This window comes from Azospirillum brasilense (genome assembly GCF_005222205.1).
In the GTDB taxonomy this organism is placed as follows: Bacteria; Pseudomonadota; Alphaproteobacteria; order Azospirillales; family Azospirillaceae; genus Azospirillum; species Azospirillum brasilense_G.
Map to the genome: position 1 here is coordinate 129778 of NZ_CP032350.1, position 19996 is coordinate 149773.

The 19996-nt window shown below is 67.2% G+C and carries 12 protein-coding genes; 9 read left to right on the forward strand and 3 right to left on the reverse strand.

Translation table 11 applies throughout. The features are described from left to right. Positions 1 to 127: 127 nt before the first annotated feature. Entirely contained in the window at positions 128 to 2296 is a 2169-nt protein-coding gene (locus D3869_RS32680) for a hypothetical protein (protein WP_247896133.1), read from the reverse strand. Positions 2297 to 2494: 198 nt separating this feature from the next. Here D3869_RS32680 and cysD point away from each other — a divergent pair, with 198 nt between their 5' ends. From cysD to D3869_RS32705, 5 genes are all read left to right on the forward strand, one after another. Then, positions 2495 to 3400 carry a sulfate adenylyltransferase subunit CysD gene (gene cysD, locus D3869_RS32685; RefSeq protein ID WP_014200340.1) on the forward strand — a complete coding sequence of 302 codons (906 nt, stop codon included), beginning with the start codon at positions 2495 to 2497 and terminating at the stop codon, positions 3398 to 3400. Next, positions 3400 to 5322, forward strand: a complete 1923-nt coding sequence (gene cysC, locus D3869_RS32690; RefSeq protein ID WP_137143752.1) for an adenylyl-sulfate kinase — start codon at positions 3400 to 3402, stop codon at positions 5320 to 5322. Before cysD ends, cysC begins: the two co-directional genes overlap by 1 nt. Positions 5323 to 5493: 171 nt before the next feature. Beyond that, on the forward strand, positions 5494 to 6453 hold the full coding sequence (locus D3869_RS32695) for a UDP-glucuronic acid decarboxylase family protein (protein ID WP_014200338.1): 960 nt from the start codon (positions 5494 to 5496) through the stop codon (positions 6451 to 6453). A 462-nt stretch (positions 6454 to 6915) separates the two neighbouring features. Continuing rightward, a complete protein-coding gene (locus D3869_RS32700) occupies positions 6916 to 7854 on the forward strand; it encodes a replication protein RepA (protein WP_137143753.1) in 939 nt (312 codons plus the stop codon). Positions 7855 to 7970: 116 nt separating this feature from the next. Beyond that, entirely contained in the window at positions 7971 to 8513 is a 543-nt protein-coding gene (locus D3869_RS32705) for an HAD family hydrolase (protein WP_137143754.1), read from the forward strand. A gap of 122 nt (positions 8514 to 8635) precedes the next feature. Here D3869_RS32705 and D3869_RS32710 read toward each other — a convergent pair whose 3' ends face one another. Then, entirely contained in the window at positions 8636 to 9610 is a 975-nt protein-coding gene (locus tag D3869_RS32710) for a recombinase family protein (RefSeq protein ID WP_137143755.1), read from the reverse strand. Between the two features lie 1200 nt (positions 9611 to 10810). On the opposite strand from D3869_RS32710, the gene D3869_RS32720 reads away from it, so the two are divergent. The 4 genes from D3869_RS32720 to D3869_RS32735 all read left to right on the forward strand — a co-directional run bounded on the left by D3869_RS32720 (position 10811) and on the right by D3869_RS32735 (position 18430). Continuing rightward, positions 10811 to 13687: a DUF4347 domain-containing protein gene (locus tag D3869_RS32720; RefSeq protein ID WP_137143757.1), complete on the forward strand. Its 2877-nt coding sequence runs from the start codon at positions 10811 to 10813 to the stop codon at positions 13685 to 13687. A gap of 409 nt (positions 13688 to 14096) precedes the next feature. Continuing rightward, the gene (locus D3869_RS32725) at positions 14097 to 16394 is read left to right on the forward strand and encodes a DUF4347 domain-containing protein (RefSeq protein ID WP_137143758.1); all 2298 of its coding nucleotides are present in this window, start codon (positions 14097 to 14099) and stop codon (positions 16392 to 16394) included. 184 nt (positions 16395 to 16578) lie between these two features. Then, the gene (locus tag D3869_RS32730) at positions 16579 to 17571 is read left to right on the forward strand and encodes an AAA family ATPase (RefSeq protein WP_014200331.1); all 993 of its coding nucleotides are present in this window, start codon (positions 16579 to 16581) and stop codon (positions 17569 to 17571) included. Then, the gene (locus tag D3869_RS32735) at positions 17561 to 18430 is read left to right on the forward strand and encodes a ParB/RepB/Spo0J family partition protein (protein ID WP_137143759.1); all 870 of its coding nucleotides are present in this window, start codon (positions 17561 to 17563) and stop codon (positions 18428 to 18430) included. The genes D3869_RS32730 and D3869_RS32735 overlap by 11 nt, the downstream gene beginning before the upstream one ends. 158 nt (positions 18431 to 18588) lie before the next feature. On the opposite strand, the gene pgmG is transcribed toward D3869_RS32735, so the two are convergent. Beyond that, complete coding sequence (gene pgmG / locus D3869_RS32740) at positions 18589 to 19995, reverse strand: phosphoglucomutase/phosphomannomutase PgmG (protein WP_137143760.1); 1407 nt, start codon at positions 19993 to 19995, stop codon at positions 18589 to 18591. Position 19996: the final 1 nt, after the last annotated feature.

Here is a 19996-nt window from a genome sequence, read left to right on the forward strand (position 1 = left end):
GCTTTATCGAAGCCAATTTGTATTCGCTCCGGCTTCATGCCGGCGAGCGCAAAGCCCGGCACATCGGGCTTTGCGCTCGCCGGCAAACCGAAGATACGGCGCAGATTTTAACAGACAAGGAATCGTCTTATTTTGAATCAATGCGCTTCAGTGCAATGCCTGAAACCGACAGGTCCCCGACACCATTGAAGAAGGTGCGAACCTCCACATTCTTGGCACCTTTTGGAACTGAAACCTCACCACTGCAAGCGCTCTGCCCGCCCGTTTTCAAAGGTGCTTGGAAAAACGTTTCCGGGCCGTCCACGACGCCAACAAAGTCCCAGGAGCCGACGTCGGCCCCACCCGAACCCCCTGTGCTGGATTGGTAGTCGACACAGGCGACGTATTTCCCCGGCGACAGATTTGCGTAGGGGCCGAAGGTCAGGACACCACCTTGCCCATCCCCTCCCTGGACCGTTCGCGCGTCTCCCTGGACATGCCCGACGATGCCCGGCAGATCGGCCGCCACAAGCGCGACTGCGGACCCGCCCCATAGGCCGGTCTCAAGCTTGGTCTGCGGAACACGCCGCTTCATCATGAAATCGTGCAGTTCCGATCCGCTGTAATAGAAAACATCGAAGGCGGCCTGTTCGCACCGGTGGCGCTCGTATCCGGAAGGCAACTGAGCCTCAATGTTGTCGGCCAGGAACGGGGTGGAGCCGGCGGCTGCCGAATTCCTTGCGGCGATCACGAAGTTGATGTGGGTCCCGTAGTGCTGCTGGCGGATGAGGGGGCCGACGGTCGACATCCAGAAAAGGGGACGGAGATCGGGTTGCACCGCGATCATCCGGTCGATGGAGCGGGTCTGGTACTGAACGCCCCGAGCATGCCAGTAATCGGAAATACCGGTGCGCAGCTTATGCTTGCCGCCCAGATCGTCAAGGCAAGCGCCGATCTCCCGTTCATTAAGGCGGTTGTCGCCCTGCAGTCCGAGAATTGGGAGGTTTCCGCTCTCGCGCAAATCGAGCAAGCTAAAGTTGGGGGTCATGATCCGGGACGTCGCCATCGCCGCACCTGTCGCTCCCAAGCCAACGAGGCACAGCCCTGCGGCGTAGGCGGACCAGCGGAAGCGGGTCGGCCGCCCGGCGCACCGGCGGTCGTGAACGATCAGGCTCAACAAAAAGACTAGGGCGCCGGGAAGCATAAGGTACCGCAGGCCGAATTCGTCCGCATACCCGCCGGAGATGATCGACCCCGTGATCAGAACACCGCATGACGCCAACAAAAATGCCCAGGCGATGGTCAGCTTGCCATCGCACTCGACCATGCCGACCCGCAGGCTCGACAGCCCTTCGGTCCGTGCGCCAGTTTCGCGGCGGAACTGCACGATGCCGGGCAACGCCGCCATCGAATACAGCAAGGCCGCGGCCATGGACCCGAGAAAAACCCAGACAAGGGCATCGGCAGCGCTGTAGAGAAGCTCAAAGCTGTCCAGGAACTTGTTCAAGGACGCGATCATCCGCACACGCGAGATCGACGCCCGGCCAAGCAGCGGGTCGTTGTAGGTCACGTAGCCTTCCAGCCCCTTGGCCACGGCAAACGCCCCCAGAACCATCAGGGTTGCGAGAATCACCCGGTTTCGCGTCCGTGCATCCCTTCCCGCAAGCGCGGCCGTCATCAATCCGACGAGGGCCATCGGCACAACGAAGGCCAGGATGAACAGCGAGCCCGAAAGCACCGCAACGACCACGCCAAGACCAAGGCCCAGCAGCCAGACAACACCGCCCCGATCGATGAAACGCAGGAACGCGCCCAGGCACAGCAATCCAAAGATGGTCGTCGGAACATGCACGTTGTTGTGGATGTGGTAGAACCAACCATGGTCCACGGCCACGAGATTTGCCAGCGACAGGGCAATCAACAACAACGCGATTCCGACTTTCGAGACGTCGGGCATGATCTGCCGCGCCAGAAAGATGGCGGACCCGGCGAGGATCAGGATCTGAAGGATGGTGACCAACAGAATGCGGTCGCCTGGCTGAGCGAGCAGAAAATAGGCGAGAGCGTTCAAGGCGGTGTCCGGAACGTAGGCCGGAGCCGGGGTGAACCGCCAATGGGACCATGCGCCGCCGAGGTCGAACAGATCCTGGAACAGGTCGGCTTGAAACAGCATATCGCTGTGAAGGCTGAGCCGGAAACCGTTCAACAGCGCCGTTATCAACACCAACAGCCACGCTGCGGGCAGTAGAATGCGCGTCGCGGCACCCCCCGATGAGATGCGGTGGTTCTCTCTTCCCATCTCTACCAATTCGATCACGTTGCGGAAGGGCGTCGAACATACCAAAAAACACGGAGCCGTCAGGAATTTTGCGGGTGGACATAATGAAGCGGTGGTACCGCTATCATCCGTAGACACGAACAAGCGAAACGAAACCTGTCACGGATAGGACACTAGACTCCCGGTCGGCCGGGCGCATAGGGTGGCGCCGCCCCCGAAGCACCGCCTTGGAATCCCATGCCGACGCTGCCCGACGACCTCCGGCTTCTCGAAGCCGAGTCCATCGCCATTCTGCGGGAGGTCGCAGCCGCCTTCACCCGCCCAGTGATGCTCTATTCCATCGGCAAGGACAGCGGCGTTCTCCTGCACCTGGCGCGCAAGGCCTTCCACCCGTCGCCGATCCCCTTCCCGCTTCTTCACGTCGACACCGGCTGGAAGTTCCGGGAGATGATCGCCTTCCGCGACGAGACGGTGCGCCGGCTGGGCCTGCGGCTGCTCGTTCACCGCAACGAGGACGGGGTGGCCCGCGGCATCGACCCGATCCGCTCCGGCTCGGCCCTGCACACCCGCGTCATGAAGACCGAGGCGCTGCGCCAGGCGCTCGACCGGCACGGCTTCGACGCCGCCATCGGCGGCGCACGGCGCGACGAGGAGAAGAGCCGCGCGAAGGAGCGCGTCTTCTCCGTCCGCAGCGCCGCCCACAGCTGGGACCCGCGCGACCAGCGGCCGGAACCCTGGCGGCTGTGGAACACGCGCCTCGCACCGGGGGAGTCGGTGCGCGTCTTCCCCCTGTCCAACTGGACCGAGATGGACGTGTGGCGCTACGTCGCGGCGGAGCGCCTGCCGGTGGTGCCGCTCTACTTCGCGGCGGAGCGCCCGATGGTGCGCCGGTCGGGCGCGCTGATCATGGTGGACGACGGCCGCCTGCCGCTGAACCCCGGCGAGGTTCCGGAGATCATGCGGGTCCGCTTCCGCACGCTGGGCTGCTACCCGCTGAGCGGGGCCATCCCCTCCGACGCCGCGACCGTGGAGGACATCCTGGCGGAAATGCGCGCGTCGCGGACCTCCGAACGGCAGGGGCGCCTGATCGACGGCGACGAACCGGCTTCCATGGAGCGCAAGAAGCGCGAGGGCTATTTCTGATGACGACCCCCCTCAATTCCACCCTCAATTCCTCCGTCACGTCTGCCGCCGCTCTCGTTGCCGAACCCGCCGCGGGTCGCGGCCTGCTGCGCTTCCTGACCTGCGGTTCGGTGGACGACGGGAAGTCCACGCTGATCGGCCGCCTCCTCCACGACGCCGGGCTGGTGCCCGACGACCAGCTCGAACAGGCGCGGCGCGACAGCCGCGGCCGCGTCGAGACCGAGGGGGACATCGACGTCTCCCTGCTGGTGGACGGGCTGGAGGCGGAGCGCGAGCAGGGCATCACCATCGACGTCGCGCACCGCTTCTTCGCCACCGGACGGCGCAGCTTCATCGTCGCCGACACGCCGGGGCACGAGCAGTATACCCGCAACATGGCGACCGCCGCCTCCACCGCGTCGCTGGCGGTGCTGCTGGCCGACGCGCGCAAGGGCCTGCTGACCCAGACCCGCCGCCACGCCATCGTCTGCTCGCTGATGGGCATCCGGCACGTCGTGCTGGCGGTCAACAAGATGGATCTGGCCGGCGGCGACGAGGCGGTCTTCAGCGCCATCGCACGGGACTTCCAGAGCTTCGCGGAGCCGCTCGGCTTCCGGTCGGTCACGGCGATCCCCCTGTCGGCGCGGCGCGGCGACAACGTTGTCCACCCCTCCGGCGCCATGCCCTGGTACGCCGGCCCGACCCTGCTGGCGCATCTGGAGACGGCGGAGGTCGGAGACGAGCGGACGGCGGACGGGCCGCTGCGTTTCCTGGTGGAATGGGTGAACCGTCCGGACCCCGATTTTCGCGGCCTGTCGGGGACGGTGCTGTCGGGGTCGCTGGCGCCGGGCGACGCGGTGACGGTGTGGCCGTCGGGGCGGCCCGCCCGGATCGCCCGCGTCCTGACCTTCGAGGGCGACGTGGCGCGCGCGGCGACCGGCGACGCGGTCACCGTGACGCTGGAGGATGCGGTGGATGCCGGGCGCGGCGACCTGCTGAGCCACCCCGGCGACGCGCCGGAGGTGGCCGACCAGTTCGCCGCCCATCTGCTGTGGATGGCGGAAGACCCGCTGATGCCCGGCCGTTCCTATCTGCTGCGCGCCGGAAGCCGCTGGGTCCCGGCCACCGTCACCACGCTGCGCCACGCGCTGAACGTGGAGACGCTGGAACACACCGCGGCGCAGACGCTGGAGCTGAACGCGGTCGGGCTGTGCAACCTGTCGACCGCGGCCCCGCTCGCCTTCGATCCCTACACGGCGAACCGGGACACCGGTTCCTTCATCCTGGTGGACCGCTACACCAACCGCACCGTCGGGGCCGGGATGATCCAGCACCCGCTGCGCCGCGCCGCCAACCTGCACCCCCAGGAGCTGGCCGTCTCCGCGGCGGAACGGGCGGACCTCAAGCGGCAGCGCCCGGCGGTGCTGTGGTTCACCGGCCTGTCGGGAGCCGGCAAATCCACCGTCGCCAACCGGGTGGAGCGGCTTCTCCACGCGCTCGGCCATCACACGATGATGCTGGACGGCGACAACGTCCGGCTGGGGCTGAACCGCGACCTGGGCTTCACCGACGCCGACCGTGTGGAGAATGTCCGGCGCGTCGGCGAAGTGGCGAAGCTGATGACGGACGCCGGGCTGATCGTGCTGTGCGCCTTCATCGCCCCCTTCCGGGCGGAGCGGGAAGCGGTGCGCGCCCTGCTCCCCGAGGGCGCCTTCCTGGAGGTCTTCGTGGACACGCCGCTGGAGGAATGCGTGCGGCGCGATCCCAAGGGGCTGTACGCCAAGGCGCGCAGCGGGGCCCTGAAGAACTTCACGGGCGTCGACTCCCCCTACGAACCGCCCATCGCGCCCGAGCTGCGGCTCGACACGGCGGCGGAGGACGCCGACGCGCTCGCCCGGCGCGTGGTGGAGGAACTGCGGCGGAGAGGCATTGCCGGAGCCTGAGGCGGGCCGTAGGCTGGATCTCTTGGCCTGACATCGCCGGCACGGCACAATCGCTTGCCAAAGCCGGACGCTTGCGGCCATCTGCAAGGCCGTTCCGCGCCCGGACGCCGGCGCGAGGCCATCATGCCCGCTGAAACCGCCCAGTCCGCTGAAACCGCCTGGAGAGACACCATGACCGCAATCCGCAGCTACAATCGGCGCGTCCTGGTGACCGGCGGCGCCGGCTTCCTCGGCTCCCACCTCTGCGAACGCCTGCTGGCCCGCGGCGACGAGGTGGTGTGCGCCGACAACTACTTCACCGGATCGCGGAGCAACATCGCCCACCTGCTGGGCCACCCGAACTTCGAGGCGATCCGCCACGACGTGACCTTTCCGCTCTATGTCGAGGTGGACCAGATCTACAACCTGGCCTGCCCGGCCTCGCCGGTGCATTACCAGCACGATCCGGTGCAGACGACCAAGACCAGCGTGCATGGCGCCATCAACATGCTGGGGCTGGCCAAGCGGCTGAACGCCCGCATCCTCCAGGCCTCGACCAGCGAGGTCTACGGCGACCCCGCCATCCATCCGCAGCCGGAGGAATATTGGGGCAACGTCAACCCGATCGGGCCGCGCTCCTGCTACGACGAGGGCAAGCGCTGCGCGGAGACGCTGTTCTTCGACTATCACCGCCAGCACGGGCTGGCGATCAAGGTGATGCGCATCTTCAACACCTATGGGCCGCGCATGCACCCCAACGACGGGCGCGTCGTCTCGAACTTCATCATGCAGGCGCTCCGCAACGAGCCGATCACCGTCTATGGCCAAGGCCAGCAGACCCGCTCCTTCTGCTACGTCGACGACCTGATCGAGGGCATGATCCGGCTGATGGATTCCCCCGACGAGGTCACCGGCCCGGTGAACGTCGGCAACCCCGGCGAATTCACCATGCTGGAACTGGCCGAGCAGGTGATCGCCTTGACCGGATCGCGTTCGCTGGTCGAGCACCGTCCGCTTCCCCAGGACGATCCGAGACAGCGCCGCCCCGACATCACCAAGGCCAAGGCCCTGCTCGGCTGGGAGCCGACCGTACCGCTCCGCGACGGGCTGGAGCGCACCATCGCCTATTTCCGGCAGCGCTTCATCGACTGAGCCAGCGGCCCATCCGGACGGCGCGTCCAGCCCCCCGCACACCGTCCGGACCGAATACGGAAGGCCATGGGTTTGGAGTCTTGTCGCGCCCCTCCCCCGACTCAGGCGCGCCGGCTGGCTCCCGCAAGACCGGAACACCCCGCCGTCCCTGCCCAATTCACCGAGTCGCGTTCCGAATCGCCTTCAAAAGCGATTCGGAAACGTAGAACTGGAGTTTTGTCGCGTGTGACCAAGCTTCCACAGGAAGAATGGGTTATCCCCTGGAATGTTGTCGCGCGATTCCTGGACTCTTGTCGCGCGACTCGCGATTCTCTACTGGAGTCTTGTCGCTCAAACTAATAGGTGAATCTAGTAACCTTACAAATAGTCTGCGCGACAAGATTCCAAATTGCGGCTGTCAACCTGCCGTGTTATGGATCGGACCATAAATGGACCCGGAACAAACGGCGAGAACAGCGCGCTATGGGCCAGTTGCATCGCCTGATCAGCCAAGTGGGCCGTGAGCAGGCCAAAGCACTCCAGACCGACCCTGATCAGCGTTCGCTGGTCGACATCGCCGCGGCGGTACTGGAGGAAGAACGGCAGGACCTTGGCATTACCTATTCAGGCTTTGCCTTGACCGCGCTTCCGCATCGCCGCCTTCCCGACGATCAGCCCTGGGAAAGGCGCGGGCATCGTATTCGTTTGCTGATCGAGCCGGGCCGACTGCCCGTTCGTGGCGGCGGCTTCAAACTCTACGGCGTTCCTTATGGCAGCCGGGCCCGCATGATCCTGCTGTATCTGCAGACCCGCGCGCTGCAAACGGACAGCCGTGAGGTCGAACTGGGCCGCAGCATGCATGATTGGCTGGATCGCATGGGACTGTCGGTGGGCGGGCAGACCTACCGCGACATCCGAGAACAGGCCTCGCGGATCGCCGCCTGCAACCTGACCTTCGCCTGGGAAGACGCTAACAGCCTCGGCTTCGAGAAGGACTCGATCGTCAAGGGAGGCATCCATTTCTCCTCGGAGCACAATTCCCCCCAGGGGACGCTGTGGGAAGACAGGGTCCTGCTGTCCGAGGCCTTCTTCCGTGAGCTGAAAGCGCATCCCGTGCCGATCTGGGAACCGGCGCTGCGGCACATCCAGAACAACAGCACGAGCATCGACATCTACATCTGGCTGGCCTACCGGCTGCACAGCCTGAACAAATCCACGACCATCACTTGGCCGGCGGTGTTCGAACAGTTCGGGGCCGGTTATTCGCGTCTGCGCGATTTCCGGAAGCGCTTCATCGAAGCTCTTCAACTGGCCCTCGCCGTCTATCCCGAGGCGCGCGTCGACGTGGAGGATCATGGACTGCTCCTGCACCCCTCGCCTCCCCCGATTCCCGAACGGAAGATGAGCCAGCTCATGCGCTGAGCGCAACTCTCTGCAAGGCGGCTCAGCTTTTTCGGGACACGCGACAAGACTCCAAACTCCCCGCCGGCGGCGCTCGCGACAACACTCCAGACGGCCCCGCTCCAGCAAAGGATTCCATGCCCCACAGAGCCCTTCTGCTCGACCGCGACGGGATTGTGAACGTCGATCACGGCTATGTCGGCGACCGTGGCCGTTTCACGTTCATGGACGGCATTTTTCCCTTGACGCGGCACGCGGCGGACCGTGGTTTCCGGATCGCCGTCATCACCAACCAATCGGGCATCGCGCGCGGCTATTTCAGCGAAACCGCGTTCCTGGAGTTGAGCGGTTGGATGCGGGACATGTTCCGCTCCCAGGGCGTGGAAGTGGCTGGAGTCTTCCATTGCCCCTACCACAAAGGCGGCACGGTGGAGCGTTACGCCCGCGACAGCTTCTGGCGGAAACCCAACCCCGGCATGATCCTGGAGGCGGCACGGCGGCTGGACCTCGACCTGTCCCGGTCGGTCTTCCTGGGCGACCAGCCGACCGACATGGCCGCGGCGCAGACCGCAGGCGTGGCGCAGCGGGTCATGCTCGAACCGGCCGGGGAACCGCCACGGGAAACAGCGGCAACGCTGACGGTTCACGGGTTGACCGAGCTGATCCCTTATTTGGCCTGACCGGCGGCTCCCGCACAAACCGGACGACGCCGTCATGAGGGCGTGGCTCAACCAATCCGGCCCCCGGAAAAATTTTGGGAGGCCAAAACAGCTGGGCCGACCAGACATATCCGCCGTCACCGTTATGGGTTGCCTTTCAGGCTTTTGAGCGATTTGGGTGGGCGGCCACGCCGGCGGGGCGCTTCCGCTGCAGGAAGCGGCCGGTCTTCCAGAAGCCCCTGGGCGACGGCCTGAGCCAACAGGTTCTGAACCGACGAGACCGACCAGCGCGTTTCGCCGCGGGGCGTCCGGCAATGCAGCTCTTCAAGATGCCGGGCGATGTTTGTCAGGGTCGGGTTGTCCAGCGTCTTCACCGCCGAGGCGACCAAGGTGACGAGATCGTCGCTGTCCCGCCGCCGCGGGGTGCGCTCCAGCACCCGGTCGTCCACGAACCCGTCGCGGGCGAGGCGACGCACGGCGCGCGCCAGGGCCGCTCCGGTCCAAGGGCCGCCGTCGGGCCGCCGTGAGCCATTCCTGGCCAGGATGCGGGCCACGGTCGCCCAGGAATAGCCGGGGCGCATCGCGCGGACGTGGGGCAGGATGTCGTCGGCCACCCGCAATACATCGGCGTCGCGTCGCGCCTCGCGGGCGTCGTTGACGGCGCGCACCGCCGACGCGGAGCGGAAGCGCAGGCCCGGATTGCCACCGATCCGGCCGCGTTCCCGGGCGGCCTTCAGCCCGGCCTTGGTGCGCTCGCGGATGAGCGCGCGTTCGAACTCGGCCACCGCACCAAGGATCTGCAGGGTGAAGCGGCCTTGTGGGCTGGTGGTGTCGATGGGATCGCCCAGCGAGCGGAAGCCCGCCCCTTGGGCGTCGAGCGCCTCGATGATCTCCAGGAGATGGGCGAGCGAGCGGGCCAGCCGGTCGATGCGCACGACGACCAGCACGTCGCCGGCGCGGCAGCGCGCGATGGCGCGCTTCAGCTCCGGTCGCGACCGGTCGCCGCCGGACCCATGCTCCCGGTGAATCGTCGAGCAACCGGCAGCCTCCAGCGCGTCGAACTGCGGGTCGGTGGTTTGCTCGTCGGTCGACACGCGGGCGTACCCGATCAGGGCCATGAACCTCTCCCAGCGCAGCGGCCCGGAAACGGTGCACACCGCCAAATCTCATCCGATTGAGCTTCAGACACCGTCGCCGGCGTCCAGCCGGGGCGTTTTACCAAACACGCAGACGTCACGTAACGGTTGTTTGGTAAAATATCTGTGAGTCGTGGGTCGCCATGCGCTCCGCTGATCGCCGCGGTTCACAAGCCGGCGCGAGACAAGATGCCAAGCCGCGTCGGCCTCAATGGCGTTGGGACATCGGGCAAGGGACGCCCGCCGGATGGACCGCGTCTCGATCTGCCTTCCTGAAAAAGCGTCGGCTTTTCAACGATATAGGGCGATGCCCCGCGCGCCGACGGGGAACTTTTCGCATGAACCGCCACATTTTGCACGATCCGGTCTGCAAAGCGGGGGCAGGCAGGGTGTCGAACCCCTTGGAATCCGGCCTTTCGCACGAACCACAAGACGGCGACAAACGACAACCGAAATGGGAAGGTTTTGCGCGGCAAGCCCCCGCAGACCAGCTTGCGAAATGGCGCCCCTCATTCGGAAGTGAATATCCGAATAACTATCATCGCGGTGCGGCTGACCCAGCGCCCTGGACGGTTGCCTGTTCCAAAGATTGGCGGTTGCCGAGGACAGCAGGATCAATGCGACCGGATGCGCCTTCGCCGCCGCTCTTGACCGGCTCAAGCCTTGCCAGACCCTGAACTGAACCGCCCGACAACGGCATCGGCTCATGAAGCCGATGCGGCAGATACACGCCGCGGCGGTCCCGCGCCGTGTGCGATGGAATGCGCCCGTGATGTCCGGGATGAGCATCATGATGGCTGCGAGAGCGCAGAAGGCCACCGCCTGGGCGGGGGGCTTAGCGCGAAGGAGAGGGCGGCGCATCCGTGTCACCGCCGCCGCCCGCCACGCCTTCGAAATACGCTCCGGCAATATCGATTGCGCCCGCCCTTCACCGCACGGAGCGCCGATCCATCCAAAGGACTTAAGTTGTCCTAAAGTGATGGTTCTGATGAAGACCTCCATATGGAATGGATGCCAATAGAAGCGGCAGTTTTAATGAGGAGTAGGAGTTATTCCTTATTAGGAACTTGCGGGAATATGCCTCGGGAATTCATGTCATAGGAAGTCGCACGCTTTGCCATATACGCGGGCGGGGCGCCCGGTCATCCCAACGATCACAACAAAATTTACGGAGAGTTTCCCTTGAACGAAGTCATCATCGCGGACGCTGGGCTTGAGGATCTTGACGGGCTGCTCAGCCACCGCCGTCCCGACGTTCAGGTTACGCTCGTCTCCGCCACCGACGACGGCCATGCCGTTCTGGCCGCCGCCCTCGCCGCCCGCCCGTCCGTCCTGCATCTGGTCGCCCATGGCGAGCCGGGACGGGTCCTGCTGGGCGCCCAGCCGCTGGACGCGCGGTCGCTGCTCGACCGCTCCTGGCCGGACGCGCGCGGCACCGAGATCCACCTCCACGCCTGCCATGCCGGCGCGGGTGCCGAGGGCCGTCTCCTCCTCGACCGGCTGGCCGCCGCCACGGGCGCCGCGGTCGCGGCCTCCTCGGGTCCCGTCGGTCCGGCGGCGCGCGGCGCGTCCTGGAAACTCGACGTGCGCACCGCGCCGGTGTTCACCCCCTCCCCCTTCGCCGGGGTCGAGGGCGCCGGCGCGCGCGGCTGGGCTCATGAACTGGCTGTGACCGGCACCCCGACCGACGGCAACGACACGCTGACCAGCGATGACGCCGCGGACAACATCAACGGTGGGGCCGGCAACGACATCCTGATCGGCAACGGCGGCAACGACACGCTGATCGGCGGCATCGGCCACGACACCATGGACGGCGGCGCCGGGGCCGACGTGTTCGACGGCGGTGACGGTTTCGACGTCGTCACCTACGAGAACGCCACCACCGGCATGGTCATCGACATCGGCAACCCGGCGAACAGCACGGGCGACGCCGCGGGCGACAGCTTCACGGGCATCGAGCGCTGGATCGGCTCCAACTTCGCCGACACCATGGTGGCCGGCAACGACCCCGTGTGGTTCTGGGGCCATGCCGGCGACGACGTGGAGATCGGCGGCGCCGGCAACGACACGATGGAGAGCGGCGACGGCAACGACACCGTCCACGGCGGCGCCGGTGACGACCAGATCTACAGCCGCGCCGACAACGACGTGCTCTACGGCGAGGCCGGCAACGACCTGATCTACGGCGGCTGGGGCAACGACATGCTCGACGGCGGCGACGGCAACGACACCCTGTTCGGTGAAGGGGATACCGACACCATGTACGGGGGCGCCGGCGACGACAGCATGGACGGCGGCCAAGGCAACGATCTGATGTATGGCGGCGATGGCAACGACACGCTGATCGGCGGCATCGGCCACGACACCATGGAGGGCGGCGCCGGAGCCGACGTGTTCGACGGCGGCGACGGCTTCGACGAGGTGACCTACGCGAACGCCACCGCGGGCGTCGTGCTGGATCTGCGCAACCCGGCGAACAGCACGGGCGACGCCGCGGGTGACACCTTCACCAACATCGAGCGCTGGATCGGCAGCGAGTTCGACGACCGGCTGGTCGGCAACGACAACGGCGTCTGGTTCTGGGGCCATGGCGGCAACGATGTCGAGATCGGCGGCGCCGGCAACGACACGATGGAAAGCGGCATCGGCAACGACACGATCTACGGCGGCGGCGGCGACGACCGGGCCTTCGGGCGGGCCGACGACGACATGCTCTACGGCGAGGCCGGCAACGACCTGCTGGCCGGCGGCGGCGGCAACGACATGCTCGATGGCGGCACCGGCAACGACACGCTGATCGGCGATTGGGGCGTCGACACGATGATCGGCGGCGACGGTGACGACGTTTTCTACAGCGGCGCGCATGATCCCCTGCCGGAGGCCGACATCATCCAGGGCGGTGCCGGCAACGACACCTTCATCATCGCCGCGCAGAGCGACGCCGGCACGGTCTCCTACGATGGCGGCGAGGGCACCGACACGCTGCGCATCAGCTCCGACAACGTCGCCGATCCGGAGAACAAGATCACCACGGCGACGCCGCAGATCGACATCTCCGGCATGACCCTGACCAGCGTGGAGAGGCTGGAACTGGTCGGCAGCGTCCGTCATGCGGTGACGATGAGCGCCGCCCAGGCCAACGGCTTCGCCAGCATCACCGGCGCCACCGGCGGCGATGTCTTCACCATCGCCGGAACGGCCATGACGGGCGCGGTCACCGCCGGCAACGGCAGCCAGCTCACCGCCGGGCAGGTCCAGGCCGAGACGGTGAACGGCGTCACCTATCTGCGCATCGGCACCGACGCCACGGCGGGTGCCGACGTGACCCTGCGCTTCGCCGGCGGCTTCACGGCGGACCAGTTCCAGGTCAGCGGCAGCGGGATCACCCTGAGCGGGACCCCGTCGACCCCGCCGACCACCACCCCGCCGACCACCGAACCGCCCACCACGGAACCGCCGACCACGACGCCCCCCACCACGGAGCCGCCGACCACCACCCCGCCGGTCGACGACCGTCCTTCGACCGCCATGCAGCGCATCGTGAACGGCGTGACCGAGGACGTGAAGGCCTACGCCTACGAGGGGCCGGTCTCCACCCTGCAGTGGAGCTTCCTGGGCGACTCCCGCAGCGAGGTGCTGGGCGGGTCGGACGGCAACGACTTCCTGAACCTGCTGGGCGGCGACGATGCGGCCGCGGGCGGGGCCGGTGACGACGTGCTGGACGGCGGCTCGGGCTCCAACTGGCTGATCGGCGGTTCGGGCAAGGACACCTTCTTCGTCGACGGCCGCGGCACGGAGGTCACCTGGTCCACCGTCACCGACCTGGAGCAGGGCGAGTGGTCCACCCTCTGGGGCTACAAGGAAGGCACCTCCACCCTGCGCTGGGAGGAGATGGACGGCGCCGAAGGCTACAAGGGCGCGACGGTCCATTGCGACATCGACGGCAACGGCACCATCGATGCCAGCATGACCTTCGCCGGCAAGAGCGTGGGCGCCATGACCACGACGACCGGCACCATGGGCGACCAGAACTACATCGCCTTCATCAGCCTGTGATCTGAAGCGGTCCGAAACGCGCCGGCCTGGAGTCATCCTCCAGGCCGGCGTTTTCATGACGGAAGCGCCGGAGGCGGCACCCCATCCGGATGATCGGCTCCCCCGAAATCGCAAACCCTTTTATCTCCTTACCCGGAGCACCCCCTTGAAGTTTAATATCTGTGTTCTGAGGTCATATATAAACGAAATATCATAGGACGTTGAGATTCCCCTTTATCTTGCAAGATAACCCGACGACTATGTTTCATTGAAGACGAAGAGTTATTTCTTCTTGGGCAATTGCAGAAGCCCTCTCCGAAAGCGCATGTGATTGGGTGTCGCGCTTCCCCGTATTCGCGAACCCCCCGCAACCGCGAACAATGCGATCGGGCGCCCCAGCGATCACAACAGAATGCACGGAGAGTTTCCCTTGAACGAAGTCATCATCGCGGACGCTGGACTTGAGGATCTCGACGGGCTGCTCAGCCGCCGCCATCCGGACGTCCAGGTCATGCTCGTCTCCGCCGCCGACGATGCCCACGCCGTTCTGGCCGAGGCGCTCGCCGCCCGCCCGTCCGTCCTGCATCTGGTCGCCCATGGCGAGCCGGGACGGGTCCTGCTGGGCGCCCAGCCGCTGGACGCGCGGTCGCTGCTCGACCGCTCCTGGCCGGACGCGCGCGGCACCGAGATCCATATCCACGCCTGCCATGCCGGCGCGGGTGCCGAGGGCCGTCTCCTCCTCGACCGGCTGGCCGCCGCCACGGGCGCCGCGGTCGCGGCCTCCTCGGGTCTGGTCGGTCCGGCGGCGCAGGGCGCCTCCTGGACGCTTGATCTGAGCACCGCGCCGGTCGGCGCTCCCTCCCCCTTCGCGGCGGTTGAGGGCTGGACCCATGTCCTGGCCGTGACCGGCACCCCGACGGCGGGTCCCGACCTGCTGACCAGCGATGATGAGCCGGATGTGATCGAAGGCGGGGCCGGCAACGACACGCTGATCGGCGGCGGCGGCAACGACACGCTGATCGGCGGTGCGGGTGCCGACGTTCTGAACGGCGGGGCCGGCTTCGACGAGGCGTCCTACGAGACCGCGACCTCCGGCCTCGTGCTGGACCTGCTGACCCCGGGCAACAGCACGGGAGACGCTGCGGGCGACACCTTCATCGACATTGAGCGCTGGGTCGGCTCCAACTTCGACGACACCATGGTGGCCGGGAACGACCCCGTGTGGTTCTGGGCCCACGACGGCGCCGACCTGGTGACCGGCGGGGCCGGCAACGACACGCTGGAGAGCGGCAACGGCAACGACACCGTCCATGGCGGGGCCGGGAACGACCAGATCTTCGGGCGCGCCGACGACGACATGCTTTATGGTGACGACGGCGACGACCTGCTGGTCGGCGGCGGCGGCAAGGACAGCCTGATGGGCGGGGCCGGCAACGACACGCTGGTCGGCGACTGGGACGCCGACACGATGATCGGCGGCGACGGCGACGACGTCTTCTACAGCGGCGAGCACGGCGACCTGAACGAGGCCGACGTCATCGAGGGCGGCGCCGGCAACGACACCTTCATCATCGCCGCGCAGGGCGACGCCGGAACGGTCTCCTACGACGGCGGCACCGGCACCGACACGCTGCGCATCAGCTCCGACAACGTGACCGATCCGGAAGGCAAGATCACCACGGCGACGCCGCAGATCGACATTTCCGGCATGACCCTGACCAGCGTGGAGAACCTCGATCTGGTCGGCAGCGTCCGCCACACGGTGACGATGACCGCCGCCCAGGCCAGCGGCTTCACCAGCGGGGTGACCGGAGCCATGGTGGGCGACGCCTTCACCATCGCCGGGACGGCCATGACCGGGACGGCCTCCGCCGGCAACGGCAGCCAGCTCGGCGCCGGACAGGTGCAGGCCGAGACGGTGGACGGCGTCACCTTCCTGCGCATCGGCACCGACGCCACGGCGGGCGCCGACGTGACCCTGCGCTTCGTCGGCAGCTTCACCGCCGGGCAGTTCCAGCTCAACGGCGACACCGTCACGCTGATCGACGCGCCGCCCACCACGACGCCTCCCACGACGGAACCGCCGACCACCACCCCGCCGACGACCGAGCCTCCCACCACCGAACCGCCGACCACGACGCCCCCCACCACGGAGCCGCCGACCACCACCCCGCCGGTGGACGATCGCCCCTCCGCCGCCATGCAGCGCATCGTGGACGGCGTGACCGAGGACGTGAAGGCCTACGCCTACGAGGGGCCGGTCTCCACCCTGCAATGGACCTTCCTGGGCGACTCCCGCAGCGAGGTGCTGGGCGGGTCGGATGGCAACGACTTCATCAACCTGCTGGGCGGCGACGATGCGGCCGCGGGCGGGGCCGGTGACGACGTGCTGGACGGCGGCTCGGGCTCCAACTGGCTGATCGGCGGTTCGGGCAAGGACACCTTCTTCGTCGACGGCCGCGGCACCGAGACCACTTGGTCCACCGTCACTGACCTGGAGCAGGGCGAGTGGGCCACCCTCTGGGGCTACAAGGAAGGCACCTCCACCCTGCGCTGGGAGGAGATGGGCGGCGCCGAAGGCTACAAGGGCGCGACGGTCCATTGCGACATCGACGGCAACGGCACCATCGACGCCAGCATGACCTTCACCGGCAAGAGCGTGGGCGCCATGACCACGACGATCGGCACCATGGGCGACCAGAACTACATCGCCTTCATCAACCTGTGAGCTGAAGGCAGCCGGAAACGCGCCGGTCCGGGGGACGCCCTCCCCTGGGCCGGCTTTTTCCTGTTGATGCCGGCTGTTGATGCAACGGGGGTGACCGTCAACCTTGACCGATTCGGGCGTCCATCGTATCGGTTGAACACGGCAAGCGCATTCGCTGTGGAGGTTGACGTTGCGTGGCGAAGACATGAGGCTCCTGCGCGAGGAGCGCAAACTTTCACAGCCGGATTTCGCGGCCTGGCTGAACGAGCGGCTGGAGCGGCGCTATGACCGTTCCAAGATTTCCCGTTGGGAAAGCAACAGTGAGAAGATCCCCGACGCGGTGGTCCGCTTCCTGCTGAAGGAGACGGCGGTGGTGGACGGCAAGCATGGCCCGGCCCTGGTCATTTGCCTCGCCAATCAGAAGGGCGGGGTCGGCAAGACCACCTGCACGGTGAACACCGCCAGCATCCTGGCGCGCGAGGGCTACCGCGTGCTCATCATCGACGCCGACCCGCAGGCGAACGCCACGGCGCATCTCGGCATCGACCTGATCGAGTATGAGGAGGGGCGGCGCAAGTCGCTCGCCCATGTGCTGCGCGAGGAGGTCGCCGTCGAGGACATCGTCGTCCCGGTTGGCGACATCGGGCTGGAGATCGCCCCGTCGAGCATCGAGCTGGCGTCGGTCGAGGTGGAGCTGACCGCCGACCCCAGCGGTCCTATGGCCTTGCGGGAACGGCTTCAGGACGCGCGATCGGCCTACGACTTCATCTTCATCGACTGCCCGCCGAACCTCGGCCAGTGCACCGCCAACGGGCTGGTGGCGTCGGACCTCATCGTCATCCCCTGCCAGACCGAGTATTTGTCCTCCATCGGCGTGAACCATCTGCTGAAGACGATCAACAAGCTGAAGCGGCGCTGCCACCCCAGCCTCGCGGTCCTGGGCATCCTGCCGACCATGCACAACGCCCGCCTGAACCAGCATCAGGTGACGCTGGAACAGCTCCACAGCGCGCTGGGCGGCACGCTGCGCATCTTCCCGCCGGTGCCGCGGGCGACGATCTACGGCGACGCCGCCCTTGCCGGACGCGCTGCCCTGGAGGCGGTGCCGGACGCACCGGGTGCCTCGTCCTACCGGGCGCTCGCCGACGCCATCGTCGTGGAGCGGCGCAAGCGCGTGGAGGTGGCCAATGTCGCGTAAGCTCGGAACCGGGAACCTCGCCCGGCTGAACGCCATGAGCCGCGGCGCCCTCGCCGTCTTCGCGGAGCCCGAACAGGGCGTCCGCCTCGTCTATCCCGACGTGGATTGGATCGAGGCCAATCCCGACCAGCCGCGCCGCCGCTTCGACGAGGCGGAGCTGGCCGCCCTGACGGACTCCATCCGCAAATACGGCCTGCAGCAGCCGATCGGCGTGCGCGAGCTGGGGCCGAGCCGCTTCCAGCTCGTCTTCGGGGAGCGGCGCCTGCGCGCGGTGCGCGCGCTGGGCCAGCAGACGGTCCCCTGCATCCTGGTGCCGGACGGCATCGACACCGCCGAGGTCGCGGTGATCGAGAATGTCCTGCGCGCTGACCTGACCCCCTTCGAAGAAGCCGACGCCTTCGTGGCTCTGGTGGAGAAGCACGGCTATTCCCATGCCGACCTCGGCCAGATCATGGGACGCGACAAGGCGGAGATCACCCGGACCCTCGGCCTGACCCGGATCGCCCCGGCGGTGCGGGAACGCTACGAGAATGCCGCGAGGAAGGTCGCCCGCTACAAGCTCTACCAGATTGCGGCGCTCGACGACGCGGCGGCGCAGATGAGCCTTCTGGACAGCCTGGCCAATGATCAGCCGCTGCCCGAACCCCGGGAGACCGGCACGGGGTCAGCGCCGGCGCGCGACGAGCCGGAGGTGGTGTTGAGCGCCTTCAGCCTGCGCGTCTCCCGCAACATCCTGCGCACGCGCGAAGCTCTCCAGGCCTTCCAGGAAAAGCCGAAGCGGCTGGAGGAGGTGGACCGCGAGGTTCTGCGCGACCTCCGCCGCTCCATCGACGCCATTCTGGACGGCGGGGAGGGCTGACCCGGACCGGTGAGAATTCTCACCGATCGCTTTTCCCCACACCCTTTTCCTCACACGGGTCGGTGAGAATTCTCACCGACCCGTCTCGAAGGCACGGACAAAGAAAAAGGCCCTTCCCCGCATCCGCAGGAAAGGGCCTTTTTCTTTGTCCATCCGTATCAGTGGGCGGCGTTGCCGCCGTTTTCGAAGGAGGGGGCCTCGAGCCCGGAGGCTTCGAGCTGGGCGACGACCATGCTCTTGAGGCGCTCCAGGCCCTCCTGGGTGGAGGACTCCGCGCGGGCGACCAGGACGTCCTGGGTGTTGGAGGCGCGCAGCAGCCACCAGCCGTCGGGGGTCTGGACGCGCACGCCGTCGATGTCGTTGACCTGGGCGCCCTCGGCCTTGAGGCGCTCCTTGACCTCGCGGACGACCTGGAACTTGCGCTCCTCGTCGGCCTGGAAGCGGGTCTCCGGGGTGTTGATCACCTCGGGCAGGCGGTCGCGCAGCGCCGCCAGCGGGCCGCCGGAGCGGCTGACCTGGCCGATCAGGCGCACCGCGCAGTAGAGCGCGTCGTCGAAGCCGTACCATTTGTCGGCGAAGAAGATGTGCCCGGACATCTCGCCGGCCAGCGGCGAGCCGGTCTCGGCCATCTTGGCCTTGAGCAGGGAGTGGCCGGTCTTCCACATCAGCGGCTGGCCGCCGAGGCGGGCGATCTCGTCGAACAGCGTCTGGCTGGCCTTGACGTCGGCGATGATGGTGGCGCCGGGGTGGCTCTTCAGCACGTCGGCGGCGTAGATCGCCACCAGCTGGTCGCCCCACACGACGCGGCCGAGATGGTCGATGGCGCCGATGCGGTCGCCGTCGCCGTCGAAGCCGATGCCGATGTCGCAGCCGTGCTCGGCGACCGCCTTCTTGAGGTCGACGAGGTTCTTCTCGACGGTGGGGTCGGGGTGGTGGTTGGGGAAGTCGCCGTCGATGGCGTCGAACAGCAGGATGTGCTCGCCGGGCAGCTTGGCGGTCAGGCGGCGCAGGATCTCGCCGGTGGCGCCGTTGCCGGCGTCCCAGGCGATCTTGAGGTCGCGCACGCCGTCGTAATCTTTGAGCAGGCGGGCGACGTAGGCGTCCTGGACGTCGACGCGCTCGGCGCTGCCGGGGCCGGTGGCGTAGTCGCCGGCGGCGGCGATGGCGCCGAGCTCCTGGATCATCGCGCCGTAGACCGGCCCCTTGCCGAGCATCATCTTGATGCCGTTGTACTCCGGCGGGTTGTGCGAGCCGGTGATCATGATGCCGCCGTCGGCCGCGCGGTCGCGGGTGGCGAAGTAGAGCATGGGGGTGGGGCCGAGCCCGATGCGCGTCACCCGCAGGCCGGTGGAGACCAGCCCGTCGACCAGCGCCTCCTCCAGCGCCGGCGAGCTGTGGCGCCCGTCGTAGCCGATGCAGGCGGTCGTGCCGCCCTTGCGCACGATCATCGTCCCGAAGGCGCGGCCCACCGCGCGCGCGTCCTCGGTCGTGAGCGTCGTGCCGACGATGCCGCGGATGTCGTACTCGCGCAGCAGAGTCGGATGGAAGGTGTGGGGCTCGCCCATG

Bases quoted from the DNA above. Each gene is read 5' to 3' on its own strand.
- cysD (WP_014200340.1), top strand. From the start codon at position 2,495: ATGCCGACGCTGCCCGACGACCTCCGGCTTCTCGAAGCCGAGTCCATC.
- cysC (WP_137143752.1), top strand. From the start codon at position 3,400: ATGACGACCCCCCTCAATTCCACCCTCAATTCCTCCGTCACGTCTGCC.
- D3869_RS32695 (WP_014200338.1), top strand. From the start codon at position 5,494: ATGACCGCAATCCGCAGCTACAATCGGCGCGTCCTGGTGACCGGCGGC.
- D3869_RS32700 (WP_137143753.1), top strand. From the start codon at position 6,916: ATGGGCCAGTTGCATCGCCTGATCAGCCAAGTGGGCCGTGAGCAGGCC.
- D3869_RS32705 (WP_137143754.1), top strand. From the start codon at position 7,971: ATGCCCCACAGAGCCCTTCTGCTCGACCGCGACGGGATTGTGAACGTC.
- D3869_RS32710 (WP_137143755.1), bottom strand. From the start codon at position 9,610: ATGGCCCTGATCGGGTACGCCCGCGTGTCGACCGACGAGCAAACCACC.
- D3869_RS32730 (WP_014200331.1), top strand. From the start codon at position 16,579: ATGAGGCTCCTGCGCGAGGAGCGCAAACTTTCACAGCCGGATTTCGCG.
- D3869_RS32735 (WP_137143759.1), top strand. From the start codon at position 17,561: ATGTCGCGTAAGCTCGGAACCGGGAACCTCGCCCGGCTGAACGCCATG.
- pgmG (WP_137143760.1), bottom strand. From the start codon at position 19,995: ATGGGCGAGCCCCACACCTTCCATCCGACTCTGCTGCGCGAGTACGAC.